Origin of the sequence: Piscinibacter sp., from assembly GCF_050175855.1 — a bacterium.
In the GTDB taxonomy this organism is placed as follows: domain Bacteria; phylum Pseudomonadota; class Gammaproteobacteria; order Burkholderiales; family Burkholderiaceae_C; genus Piscinibacter.
Genome location: NZ_JBFXIO010000132.1, coordinates 1 through 11,670, shown reverse-complemented (window position 1 = coordinate 11,670; position 11,670 = coordinate 1). Strand labels below are relative to the sequence as shown.

Genomic DNA, 11,670 nt, shown 5'->3' with positions numbered 1-11,670 from the left:
CGCTGCTCTTGGTGTAGTGCTTCGCGTCCTCGGTGCCGAGAATCTGCTCGGCGGTGACGCGGCTCCAGGCCTCGATGCCGCCGTTCTCGACGATGTCGGCCGCCTGGTCGTGGATCTCCATCGTGCGCGGGTGCAGTTCGCCCGTGTCCTTGTGCAGGAAGAAGGGCAGCGGCACGCCCCAACTGCGCTGGCGCGAGATGCACCAGTCGGGCCGGTTCGCGATCATGTCGCGCAGCCGCGCGCGGCCGTTCTCCGGGAAGAAGCCGGTCTGGTCGATCGCGTCCAGCGCCATCTGGCGCAGCGTGCGCGGCGCCTTGTCCTTGGTGAACACGCCTTCGCCCGCGTCCATGCGGATGAACCACTGCGCCGCGGCGCGGTAGATCACCGGGCTCTTGTGGCGCCAGCAATGCGGGTAGCTGTGGGTGATGGTCTCGGTGGCGAACAGGCGGCCGGCGTTCTTCAGCGTGTCGATGATCACCGGCACGGCCTTCCAGATGTTCTGGCCGCCGAACAGCGGGAAGTCGGCCGCGTACGTGCCGTTGCCCTGCACCGGGTTGAGGATGTCGTCGTACTTCATGCCGTGCTGCACGCACGAGTTGAAGTCGTCCAGGCCGTAGGCCGGCGAGCTGTGCACGATGCCGGTGCCGTCCTCGGCGGTGGCGTAGTCGGCCAGGTAGACCGGGCTGAGGCGGTCGTAGCCGGCGTCGACGTGCGCGAGCGGATGGCGGAAGTGGATGCCGCCGAGCTTCTCGCCCGTCACGGTGGCGAGCACATGGCCGGTCAGGCCGAAACGCGCCATGCACTTCTCGACCAGCGTCGCGGCGAGCACGAGCAGGCCGCGCTCGGTGTCGACCAGCGAATACTCCAGCGACGGGTTGAGGTTGAGCGCCTGGTTGGCCGGGATGGTCCACGCGGTGGTGGTCCAGATCACCGCGAAGGCCTCTTTCTCCAGCTTGGTCAGGCCGAAGGCGCTGGCCAGCCGATCCGGCTCGGCGCAGAGGAACCCGACATCCAGCGTCTGGCTCTTCTTGTCGGCGTATTCGATCTCGAACTCGGCCAGCGACGAGCCGCAGTCGAAGCACCAGTAGACGGGCTTGAGGCCGCGGTAGACGAAGCCGCGCTCGATCACGCGCTTGAAGGCACGGATCTCGCCGGCCTCGTTGGCCGGGTCCATCGTGGCGTAGCGGTCGGCCCAGTCGCCCAGCACGCCCAGGCGCTTGAAGTCGGCCATCTGCAGCGCGATCTGCTCGGTGGCGTAGGCGCGGCTCTTCGCCTGCATGTCATCGCGGCTGAGGTTGCGGCCGTGCTTCTTCTCGATCGCGTTCTCGATCGGCAGGCCATGGCAGTCCCAGCCCGGCACGTACTGCGCGTCGAAGCCCTTGAGCTGGCGGGCCTTGACGATCATGTCCTTGAGCACCTTGTTGACGGCGTGGCCCATGTGGATCGCGCCGTTGGCGTAGGGCGGGCCATCGTGCAGCACGAACAGCGGCGCGCCGTGGCGCACGTCGCGCAGCCTCTTGTAGAGGCCCTGCTCGTCCCACTCCTTGACCCAGGCGGGCTCGCGCTTGGCGAGGTCTCCGCGCATCGGGAAGGGCGTGTCGGGCAGGTTCAGCGTCGCGCGGTAGTCGACGGAAGCGGTGTCGGTCATGGCAGCGTTGAGCGCCGTCAGCGGCGCGCCGGAAGGTGGGTGGGCGGCGCGCAGCGGCGCCGGCGATCGCGGTCGGGGCGAACGCTAAATTCGGTCGCGCGTGGTCTGGCGGCCGACCTTCACGTAATCGGCGGCGTGCGCGGCGAGGAAGGCGCGCGCGTCGTCGGCATCCTGGCGGATGGCGGCCGTCAGCGCCTCCAGCGTGTCGTAGCGGGCTTCGTCGCGCAGTTTGTGCAGCAGTTCCACGCGGACGATTTTACCGTAGCCCCCCTCGCGGCCCAGCGAAGCCGGCCAGTCCAGGCAGTGCACCTCCAGCAGCACGCGGCCGCTGTCGTCGACCGTGGGGCGGCGGCCGAGGCTGGCCACGCCGTCCAGTGGCTGGTCGACCAGGCCATGGGTGCGCACGGCGAAGATGCCCAGCGCGGCGGGTTTCGGGTGCGAGAAGCGCAGGTTCAAGGTGCGGAAACCGAGGTCGCGCCCCAGCTTGCGGCCATGCACCACGTGGCCCGAAAGGCTGTACGGCCGACCGAGCAGGTTGGCGGCGCGTTCCATGTCGCCGGCGGCCAGCGCCTCGCGCACGGCCGAACTGGACACGCGCTCGCCGTGCACCTCGTAGCTCATCATGCGCGCCACGTCGAAGCCGCACGCCTGGCCGGCGGCATCGAGCATCGCGTAGTCGCCGGCGCGCTTGGCGCCGAAGCGGAAGTCGTCGCCGACCAGCACGTACTTCGCGCCCAGCCCGTTCACGAGCACGTCGTCGACGAAGGCCTGCGGCGACTGCGCGGCGAAGCGCGCATCGAAGCGCAGCACCACCACCTGGTCGATGCCGCAGCGCTCGAGCTCGGCGAGCTTGTCGCGCAGCGTGGCGATGCGGGCCGGCGCCAGTTCCGGCTTGCCCGTGACCGCGGCGAAATAGTCGCGCGGGTGCGGCTCGAAGGTCATCACGCATGAAGGCAGGCCGCGGTGCTGGGCCTCGTTGCGCAGCAGCGCGAGCATGGCCTGGTGGCCGCGGTGCACGCCGTCGAAGTTGCCGATGGTCAGCGCGCAGGCAGGGGCGATGCCGGGATGGTGGAAGCCGCGGAAGACTCGCATGCGCGGGATTATCCCGTGCAGCGCCTCAGTCGCCGGCCGTCCTCAGGTGGCGGTAGATCAACCCGCGCGAGACGCCCAGCGTGCGCGCCGCCTTCGACACGTTGCCGCCGCATTCGCCGAGCACCCGCACCACCGTCTGCCGCTCGGTCTCGCGCAGCGTCACCGGCTGCAGGGCCGGCTCGGCCGAGGGGGCGGGGGCGGCGGTCGGATGGGCGGGCTGCAGGCGCTGGCGTCCGTCGTGCGCGCGCCATTCGAGGCGCACCCACAGAGTGAGGCCGTTGGGCAGCCGCAGCGCCTGCGGCTCGGTGGCCGTCGACAGCGAGGCCAGCGCCGGCAACGGAAGCCCGAAGTGGTCCTCGACCGATGGCTTGTCGAGCGTGCCGGCCACGGCGCCGACGCCGAGCAGCCGGCCGGCCGCGCCGTTGACCCAGTCGATGCGGCCGTCGCCGGTGATCCCGGCCAGCGCGGCCATCGGCGTGTCCAGCAGCACCGGCGAGATCTGCATGCGCGCCACCAGGTGTTCGGTCGACTGCGCGCACAGCAGCCGGTTCTCGATCTCCGCCGCGTAGTGCGCCACCACCGAGGCGGCATCGAAGCCGAACGGCAGGCCCTCGCTGGACAGGTCGAGCACGCCGGCGAGCTGGCCCTTGACGTTGCGGATGGGCGCCGCGGCGCAGTGCATGGTCTGCACGTTGCCGAAGAAGTGCTCGGCGCCGAGCACCACGCTGGCCTGGCCGGTGCGCGCGGTGATGCCGGGCGCGGTGGTTCCCACGGCCTCCTCGGCGAGGTTGACGCCGACGCGCGTGCTCACCGGCATCAGCCGTTCGTGGCTGCGCGCCTGAACGAAGGTGCTACCGACGATCACGCCCTGTGCGTCGGTCAGCATGGCCGTGCTGCTGGTGCCGGCCAGCGTCACGCGCAGCCGTTCCATCTCGTCGGCCGCCGCCTCGAGCAGTTCGCGGTTGGCGCGCAGCACGCCATGCACGCGGCTGGGTGTGACCGGCTCGAATGCCGCCGGCTTGTCGGGATCGGGATTGCTGCGCAGGCAGCGCGACCACGACTGCAGCACCGCCTCGCTGACCATGCCCGAAGGGCGCACGCCGTCCTCGAAGAAGCGCTGGCGGGCCAGCGCCACGCGTTGTTCGGGCGACGCGTAGAACGGGTTGGCGGGCAGGCTCGGCGTGCTCATCGCCGCGCAGTGTGATGCCGCGGTGGCGGCATCGGCAAGCTGTGCCGCAACGGAACAGCTGCCGGCTAGGGTTACTCCCGAAGTGGCTCGCACCTTGACGTGGATCTATCGTCCGCAGCGTCCGACAGAACACACGAGGAGACGAAATGGACACTCGCTTTGCCCGCGGCCTGGCCGCGCTGGCGCTAGCGGCGGCCGCGGCCGGCGCGCAGTCGCAAGGCCTGGCCGACCTGCGCAACGACGCCGCCACGCCGGGCGACGTCACCACCTACGGCATGGGCTGGTCGCTGCAGCGGCACTCGTCGCTGAAGCAGATCACGCCGGCCAACGTGAAGCAGCTGGTGCCGGTGTGGAACCTGAGCCTGGACAACTCCACCAACGCCTCGAACCAGCCGCTGGTGATCGACGGCACGATGTACGTCGCCTCGCACAGCCACACGATCGCGATCGACGCGGTCACCGGCCGGCAGAAGTGGAAGACGGCCATCGAGCTGCCCAACGACATCGCCGGCTACCTGTGCTGCGGCATCCACACCCGCGGCATGGCGGCACTGAATGGCGTGCTGTACCGCACCACCATCGATGCCCACGTGCTGGCCATCTCGATGGCCGACGGCAAGACAGTCTGGAAGAGCAAGGCCGCCGAATACAAGGACGGCTACTCGATGACGCACGCCCCGCTCATTGCGGACGGCGTGCTGATCACCGGCATCTCCGGCGGCGAGTACGGTTCGCGCGGTTTCCTCAACGGCTGGGACCTGAAGACCGGCGAGAAGAAGTGGCACCGCTGGACCACCGCCGCCCCCGGCGAACCCGGTGGCGACACCTGGAAGGGCGAGGCCTACAAGACCGGTGGCGCCCCCACCTGGCTGACCGGCAGCTACGACCCGGAGCTCAACCTCGTCTACTGGGGCGTGGGCAATGGCGGCCCGTGGAACGCGGCGTCGCGCGGCGGGGATTCGCTCTACATCGGCTCGGTGCTGGCGCTCAAGCCCTCGACCGGCGAGATCGTCTGGCACTACCAGTTTTCGCCCGGCGACCCGTACGACTACGACGGCACCAACGAACTGGTGCTGGCCGAGCTTCCGATCAACGGCAAGAGCACCAAGGTGCTCATGCAGGCCAACCGCAACGGCTTCTTCTACGTGCTCGACCGCACCAGCGGCAAGCTGATCTCCGGCACGCAGTTCGCGCGCAAGGTCAACTGGGCCAGCGGCATCGACAAGGCCAGCGGCCGGCCGATCGACACGCCGATGACGGCCATGGTGCGCAAGACCGAGGAGATGAAGGATTTCGTCGAGGTCTGGCCGAGCGCCTTCGGCGGCAAGAACTGGATGCCGATGAGCTACGACCCGGCGCGCCGGCTCGTCTTCCTCAACTCGATCGACCTGGGCATGAAGGTCAAGTACGTCAAGCAGGAGCGCCCTGGCGGCCCGAACTGGTACCTCGGCCTCGAGCTCGGCGGCTTCGTGGCGCCGGAAGACGGCAACCGCGGCGCCCTGGTCGCCTGGGATCCGGTGGCCGGCAAGGCGGTCTGGACGGTGCGCAACAAGTCGCCGTTCTGGGCCGGCGTGCTGTCGACCGCCTCGGGCGTGGTCTTCACCGGTGCGCAGAACGGCCAGTTCATGGCCTACGACGCGAAGAACGGCAGGAAGCTGTGGTCGTTCCAGACCGGCTCGGGCATCTCGGGCCTGCCGATCGCCTGGGAGAAGAACGGCCGCCAGTACGTCACCGTGCTCAGCGGCTCGGCCCACGTCTACGGCGCGCTGGCCGGCGACCCCGACACGGCCAACGTGCCGGCCGGCGGCTCGGTGTGGACCTTCGCGCTGCCGGCCCGATGAGCGTGGCCCTGCGGGCGCTCGTCGCCGGGGTGCTGGCCGGCGCCCCGGCGCTCGCCGCGGCCCAGGCGGCGTCGCCGGAGACCGTCGAGGCGGGGCGCAAGATCTACGTGAGTTCCTGCACCCGCTGTCACGGCATCAACCTGGTCACCAACGGCATCGGCTTCGACCTGCGCACCTTCCCGCAGAACGACAAGGAGCGCTTCGTGCGGTCGGTGACGAACGGCAAGGGCGCGATGCCGGCCTGGGGCGCGACGCTCAAGCCGGAGCAGATCGACCTGCTGTGGGCCTACATCGGTGCCGTCAACGGCTGGAAGCCGGCGCCGCAGTGATCGCCTCGGGACCGCTCAGCCATCGCCACTGACCCGGCGCCAGGTCGTCGGGCAGCCGCAGCGCCCCGAAGGCGCTGCGGTGCAGCGCCTCGACGCGGTTGCCCGCCGCCGCCACCATGCGCTTGACCTGGTGGTACTTGCCTTCGGTGAGCGTGAGGCGCAGGCCGTGCGTGCCGACCGCCTCGCAGGCGGCGGCGCGCACCGGGGCGGGGTCGTCGTCGAGCACCACGCCGGTCACCAGCGTCGCCACCTGGCGCTCGTCCACCGCGTGCTTGCAGCGCACCTCGTAGACCTTGGGCACGTGGTGCTTGGGTGAGGTCAGGCGATGGATCAGCGCGCCGTCGTCGGTGAGCAGCAGCAGCCCCGTGGTGTCTTCGTCGAGCCGGCCTACCGGTTGGACGCCGCGCACGCGCAACGGCGAGGGCAGCAGGCTCATCACGCTGGGGTGGTGCTTCGGCTTCTGCGAGCACTCGTAGCCGGCCGGCTTGTGCAGTATCACCAGGGCTTTCTCGCGGTAGGGCCAGCGCTGGCCCTGCACGCCGAATTCCAGACCCTCGGTATCGACCTCGTGCCAGGGGTCGTCGCAGACCTGGCCGGCCAGGCTCACGAAGCCGGCCGCGATCAGGCCCTCGCACTCGCGGCGGGTGCCGAAGCCCTGGGAGAACAGCGCCTGCGCGAGGGTGATCCGCCGCCTAGTCATGCAGTTCCAGCAGCACGACGTGGTTGCCGGCGGTCGGCCAGCTGCGGCCGACGATGCGCTCGCCGTTGAACGACGCGGCCACGGCGCGCTCGCCGGCTTCGGCCAGCCGTGCCTTGGCCACCGACACGCCGGCCACGCCCGCCGGGATGCCGGCCGGCGGGCTCCGGCCGTCGAGCTCGATCTCGTCGCGCGGGATGCCGAAGTAGCCGCGCGGCCGTGTCAGCGTCACCACCGCCGGTGCGTCGCGGTCGGCCGAGGCGATACGTTCGGCACGCAGGTGGACGATGTCCGACGAGCGTGCGAACGGCGACCGGTAGACGTGCGTGGTCGCGAAGCCCGCGGCGCTGACCACGAACTCCAGCGCCGTCTTGCTGGTGGTGACCAGCGGGCCCCAGCGGCCGTCGGTGCCGACGCTCTTGCGGTGCAGCGCCGGCCCGAGCCGTGCGCCGGTGGCCGCGTCGGTGGCATACACCTCGACGGTGGCGCCGGCCAGCGGCAGGTTGTTGGCGAAGTCTCCCGTGCCCGGCTTGTTGTCAAGCCCGAGCCCGTTGACCTTGCCGTCGAGCACCACGCGGGCCTCGGACTGCACGCGCGCACTGGCCGGCGCGCTGCCGGTGAGGAAGCGCCACATCGCCGCGAAGGCGAGCGGGCCGTACGAGGTCTCGCGGTGGTCGATGCCCGGGATCACGACGTTCTCGGCGCCCTTGAGCTCGGGGCCGGCGGCGGTCACGTTCGTCGGCGTGCCCTTGGCACCGATCCACACCCCGTCGGGCTGCGCGAACTTGTCGTTCGCATCGGAGCGGATGGTCATCCACTTCGGCCCGGGCGTGAGCTCGATGCCCGGGCCGCCCTGGTTGTTCAAGCGCGTCAGGAACGGGCCGGCGCCGTTGAACTCATTGGTGGGCCGGAAGGTGGGGCTGGCCCACACGCCGTGGTTGGGCGTGCCGCCAAGGATGGCGTGCGACACCTTGGCGGCGCCGCCGCCGGCGATGTAGTTGCGCATCACCAACCCGCCGCGCGAGTTGCCGATCAGCACCACCTGCTTCGCGCCGGTGCGCTGCAGCACCGCGTCGATCTCGGCGGCGAGGAAGGCGCTCGCCTCCTCGGTGGAGGTGCGGCCGGGCTGCGGCTTGTCGTCGGCATCGCGCGCCAGCGGGTAAGGCATGTCGACGGCGTGCAGGCGATCCTTCGGCCAGCCGTTGCTCTCGAAGCGCCAGATCGTGGTCAGCCACAGCGCGGCGGTGTCGCCGTTGCCGTGCACGAAGACGATGGGCGGCCGCTGCGGCGCGCTGTCGGCAACACGCGGGGCCTTGAACGCGCAGCCGGCCAGCGCGGCCAGCGAGAGCAACAGGGCGCCGCGGCGGGTCAGGGCGGTGAGTTTCATGCGAGGTCCGAGACGGAAGGAAGAACGGGCAGGCCGGGTTGGTTCAGCCCCGTGGCGGCGTGCACGGCGCGCAGCACCGCGCGGGCGGTGACTTCGGCGGCCAGCGCACCGAGCAAGGTGACGTTCGCCTCGCGGCCGCCGGCGCCGGTGGCGAGTGCGAACAGCGTGTCGCCGTCGCCCATCGTGTGCACCGGGTTGATCGATCGCGCGAGGCCGTCGTGCGCCATCTGGGCGACCTTGTTCGCCTGCGACTTGGTCAGCCGCGCATCGGTGGCGATCACGCCGATCGTCGTCGCCTGGCCAGGCTGGAAGGGCGCCGGCAGTTCGCCGCGCAGCAGCGCATCCATGGTACCGAACAGCGACTTTCCATCGGCGCTGCGCGCGCCGGCCACCGGACGGCCGCTGGCGGGGTCGATCACGTCGCCCAATGCGTTGACGGCCACCAGCGCACCCACCGTGATGCCGGCCACCGTGACCGCAGCGCTGCCGATGCCGCCGCGCATCGCGCGCTCGATGCCGAACAGCTTGCCGACGCTGGCGCCGGCACCGGCGCCCACGTTGCCCTGGGCGGGCATCGCGCGAGCGGCGGCTGCGCAGGCCGCGTAGCCGGCAGCAGCATCGGGGCGGATGCGCGCATCGCCGAGCCACAGGTCGAACAGGATCGCCGCCGGCACGATCGGCACGCGCGCCGGGCCGACCACCACGCCGATGCCGCGTTCCTCGAGCCAGCGCATAACGCCGCCAGCAGCATCGAGCCCGAAGGCGCTGCCGCCGGCCAGCAGCACGGCATGCACCTGCTCGACGGCGTTCAGCGGCGACAGCAGTTCGGTCTCGCGCGTGCCCGGAGCGGCACCGCGCACGTCGACGCCGCAGGCCGCGCCCTCGGGCACCAGCACCACCGTGCAGCCGGTGGGCCGCCGCGCGTCGGTGAAGTGGCCGACCGCGAGGCCGGCCACGTCGACGATGGAATCGGTCATGCCGGCATCGTAGCCGGCAGGCCGCTCATGTCGACTCAGGCAAACACGCCAGCGGTGTCCTGCATGCGCGCGGACACCTCGCCGAGGTGGTGCAACGAGTCGCCGAAAGTCATCTCCAGCACCGTCAGCCGCTTGAAGTAGTGGCTGGCGATGTACTCGTCGGTGACGCCGATGCCGCCGTGCAGCTGGATGCACTGCTGGCCAACGAAGCGCATCGACTGGCCGAGCTGGTACTTCGCCTGCGCGATGGCGCGGCGGCGCATGGCCGGTGCCTCGCCGAGCTTGAGGCTGGCGTAGTAGCTCATCGAGCGGCCCAGCTCGAGCTGCATCTTCACGTCGGCGATGCGGTGGCGCAGCGCCTGGAAGGTCGAGATGGCCACGCCGAACTGCTTGCGCGTGTTCATGTACTCGGCGGTGATCGCGGTGAGCCGGTCCATCACGCCGACGGCTTCGGCGCAGATCGCGGCGATGCCGGCATCGACCGCCTGCTCGAGCACGGGCAGGGCGTCCAGCGCGATCAGCGTCGCCGGCGTGTTCGCCAGCGTGAGCTCGGCGGCGCGGGCGCCGTCTTGCGTCGGGTAGCCGCGCACGGCCATGCCCGCTGCGCCCTTGGCGACGAGAAACAGCCCGATGCCGGCCGCATCGCCCTCGGCGCCCGCGGTGCGGGCCGGCACGATGAAGGCGTCGGCCTCGTCACCCGCGGGCACCACGCTCTTGGCGCCGCTGAGCGTCCAGGCGTTGCCGGCGTTCGTCGCCCGCGTGGTCACGTGGTTCAGGCGGTAGCGCGCGGCGCGCTCCTGGTGCGCCAGCACCACCAGCGCGGAGGCGTCGGCCATCTTCGGCAGCCACTGCGCCTGCACGTCTGCGGGTGCCGCCGACAGCAGCGTCGGCGCCACGATCGCGCCGTGCGCATAAGGGGCGTTGACCAGGCCGCGGCCGAGCTCCTCGTTGACCACCATCGCCTCGATCGGGCCGAAACCCATGCCGCCATGCGCCTCGGGGATGGCCAGGCCAGTGAGGCCCAGGTCGGCGAGCTCGCCGTACACCTCGCGTGTGCGGCCGCCCGCCTTGGCGATGCCGTGGCGGCGCTCGAAGCCGAAGCCCTTGTCGACCCAGCGGCGCACTGCGTCGCGCAGCGATTCCTGATCCTCGGTGAAATCGAAGTCCATGGTGTTCAGCTCCCGAGAACCGTGGCCGAGACGATGTTGCGCTGGACCTCGTTGGATCCGCCGTAGATCGTCGTCTTGCGGTAGTTGAAGTAGGTGGCGGCCAGCGGCGCGCAGTGCGCGGCGCCGACGTGGTCGCCCTGCCAGCCGGCTTCCATCGCCTCCTTCACGAAGGGCACGCTGTAGGGGCCGGCGGCCAGCATCATCAGCTCGGTGTAGCGCTGCTGGATCTCGCTGCCGCGGATCTTCAGCAGGCCGGCCACGTCGAGAGACTGCTTGCCGCTCTTCTCGGCCGACAGCACGCGCAGCACCATCATCTCGAGCGCGACGATGTCCACTTCCAGCTTGGCGATCTCGTCGCGGAAGCGGGTGTCCCCGTAGACCCCTTCGGCCTTGGCGATGCGCTTGAGCCGCTCCAGCTCGCGCTTGGCGCGGTTGACGTCGGCGATGTTGGTGCGCTCGTGGGCGAGCAGGTGCTTGGCGTAGGTCCAGCCCTTGTTCTCTTCGCCGACGAGGTTGTCGACCGGCACCTCGACGTTGTCGAACCAGACCTCGTTCACTTCGTGACCGCCGTCGAGCATGATGATCGGCCGCACGCTCACGCCCGGGCTCTTCATGTCGATCAGCAGGAAGCTGATGCCGGTCTGCGGCTTGCCGGAGGTGTCGGTGCGCACCAGGCAGAAGATCCAGTCGCCGTACTGGCCGAGCGTGGTCCAGGTCTTCTGGCCGTTGACGATGTAGTAGTCGCCCTTGCGTTCGGCGCGGCACTTCAGCGAAGCGAGGTCGCTGCCCGAGCCCGGCTCGCTGTAGCCCTGGCTCCACCACACCTCGCCGCTCATGATGCCGGGCAGGTGGCGCTTCTGCTGCTCGGGCGAGCCGAAGGCCATGATCACCGGCGCCACCATCACCGGGCCGAAGGGCACCACGCGCGGCGCGCCGGCCAGCGCACATTCCTCCTCGAACAGATGGCGCTGAATCACGTTCCAGCCCGGGCCGCCGAACTCCTTCGGCCAGGCCCAGCCGTGCCAGCCCTTCTTGCCGAGGATCTTGGCCCAGCGCTGCAGGTCGTCCTTGCTCAGGTGCAGGGCGTTGTGCACCTTGTGGCTGATGTCCTGGGGCAGGTTCTCGGCCACCCAGGCGCGGATCTCTGCCCGGAACGCCTGTTCCTCCGGGGTGAAATTCAGGTCCATTCGCTTGTCTCCGTCAGGGCTCGCGGTTCAGCGCGCGTTTTAGCACGACCGTTCCATTTTTCCCTGTCCCTGCGGCGACAGCAGTGTCACCGCTCAATCGCCCTGGAAGCCGGAGGCGCGGATCGGCGGTCCCCAGCGCTCGAGGTCTTCCTTC

10 protein-coding genes are annotated in these 11,670 nt (G+C 70.4%); 2 read left to right on the top strand and 8 right to left on the bottom strand.

The window, feature by feature from the left end:
• The 3 genes from AB7U92_RS11950 to AB7U92_RS11940 form a co-directional block, all read right to left on the bottom strand.
• Positions 1-1,648: isoleucine--tRNA ligase (locus AB7U92_RS11950; RefSeq protein WP_428576729.1), on the bottom strand; the 1,648-nt coding region annotated here is incomplete at its 3' end.
• An 84-nt stretch (positions 1,649-1,732) separates the two neighbouring features.
• Positions 1,733-2,740, bottom strand: coding sequence for a bifunctional riboflavin kinase/FAD synthetase (locus AB7U92_RS11945; protein WP_428576726.1), 1,008 nt, complete (start codon positions 2,738-2,740; stop codon positions 1,733-1,735).
• A gap of 25 nt (positions 2,741-2,765) precedes the next feature.
• Positions 2,766-3,929, bottom strand: a complete 1,164-nt coding sequence (locus tag AB7U92_RS11940) for a GAF domain-containing protein (protein ID WP_428576724.1) — start codon at positions 3,927-3,929, stop codon at positions 2,766-2,768.
• A gap of 146 nt (positions 3,930-4,075) precedes the next feature.
• On the opposite strand from AB7U92_RS11940, the gene AB7U92_RS11935 reads away from it, so the two are divergent.
• A complete protein-coding gene (locus tag AB7U92_RS11935; protein WP_428576722.1) occupies positions 4,076-5,770 on the top strand; it encodes a PQQ-dependent dehydrogenase, methanol/ethanol family in 1,695 nt (564 codons plus the stop codon).
• Positions 5,767-6,099 (top strand): c-type cytochrome, encoded by a 333-nt coding sequence (locus AB7U92_RS11930; protein WP_428576719.1) that lies wholly within the window; start codon positions 5,767-5,769, stop codon positions 6,097-6,099. The genes AB7U92_RS11935 and AB7U92_RS11930 overlap by 4 nt, the downstream gene beginning before the upstream one ends.
• Here the strand turns inward: AB7U92_RS11930 and AB7U92_RS11925 are convergent.
• The 5 genes from AB7U92_RS11925 to AB7U92_RS11905 are packed head-to-tail and all read right to left on the bottom strand — an operon-like array spanning position 6,071 to position 11,516.
• The gene (locus AB7U92_RS11925; protein WP_428576732.1) at positions 6,071-6,784 is read right to left on the bottom strand and encodes a pseudouridine synthase; all 714 of its coding nucleotides are present in this window, start codon (positions 6,782-6,784) and stop codon (positions 6,071-6,073) included. The genes AB7U92_RS11930 and AB7U92_RS11925 overlap by 29 nt on opposite strands.
• Positions 6,785-6,791: 7 nt before the next feature.
• Positions 6,792-8,183, bottom strand: coding sequence for an alpha/beta fold hydrolase (locus AB7U92_RS11920; protein WP_428576716.1), 1,392 nt, complete (start codon positions 8,181-8,183; stop codon positions 6,792-6,794).
• Positions 8,180-9,160: a P1 family peptidase gene (locus AB7U92_RS11915; protein ID WP_428576713.1), complete on the bottom strand. Its 981-nt coding sequence runs from the start codon at positions 9,158-9,160 to the stop codon at positions 8,180-8,182. Before AB7U92_RS11915 ends, AB7U92_RS11920 begins: the two co-directional genes overlap by 4 nt.
• A gap of 35 nt (positions 9,161-9,195) precedes the next feature.
• Positions 9,196-10,329, bottom strand: a complete 1,134-nt coding sequence (locus tag AB7U92_RS11910) for an acyl-CoA dehydrogenase family protein (RefSeq protein ID WP_428576710.1) — start codon at positions 10,327-10,329, stop codon at positions 9,196-9,198.
• A 5-nt stretch (positions 10,330-10,334) separates the two neighbouring features.
• Positions 10,335-11,516, bottom strand: a complete 1,182-nt coding sequence (locus AB7U92_RS11905) for an acyl-CoA dehydrogenase family protein (protein WP_428576707.1) — start codon at positions 11,514-11,516, stop codon at positions 10,335-10,337.
• Positions 11,517-11,670: the final 154 nt, after the last annotated feature.

What these genes read in the sequence shown, in the direction of transcription:
- AB7U92_RS11905 (WP_428576707.1), bottom strand. Translation starts at nt 11,516, where the DNA reads ATGGACCTGAATTTCACCCCGGAGGAACAGGCGTTCCGGGCAGAGATC.
- AB7U92_RS11930 (WP_428576719.1), top strand. Translation starts at nt 5,767, where the DNA reads ATGAGCGTGGCCCTGCGGGCGCTCGTCGCCGGGGTGCTGGCCGGCGCC.
- AB7U92_RS11910 (WP_428576710.1), bottom strand. Translation starts at nt 10,329, where the DNA reads ATGGACTTCGATTTCACCGAGGATCAGGAATCGCTGCGCGACGCAGTG.
- AB7U92_RS11920 (WP_428576716.1), bottom strand. Translation starts at nt 8,183, where the DNA reads ATGAAACTCACCGCCCTGACCCGCCGCGGCGCCCTGTTGCTCTCGCTG.
- AB7U92_RS11935 (WP_428576722.1), top strand. Translation starts at nt 4,076, where the DNA reads ATGGACACTCGCTTTGCCCGCGGCCTGGCCGCGCTGGCGCTAGCGGCG.
- AB7U92_RS11945 (WP_428576726.1), bottom strand. Translation starts at nt 2,740, where the DNA reads ATGCGAGTCTTCCGCGGCTTCCACCATCCCGGCATCGCCCCTGCCTGC.
- AB7U92_RS11915 (WP_428576713.1), bottom strand. Translation starts at nt 9,160, where the DNA reads ATGACCGATTCCATCGTCGACGTGGCCGGCCTCGCGGTCGGCCACTTC.
- AB7U92_RS11940 (WP_428576724.1), bottom strand. Translation starts at nt 3,929, where the DNA reads ATGAGCACGCCGAGCCTGCCCGCCAACCCGTTCTACGCGTCGCCCGAA.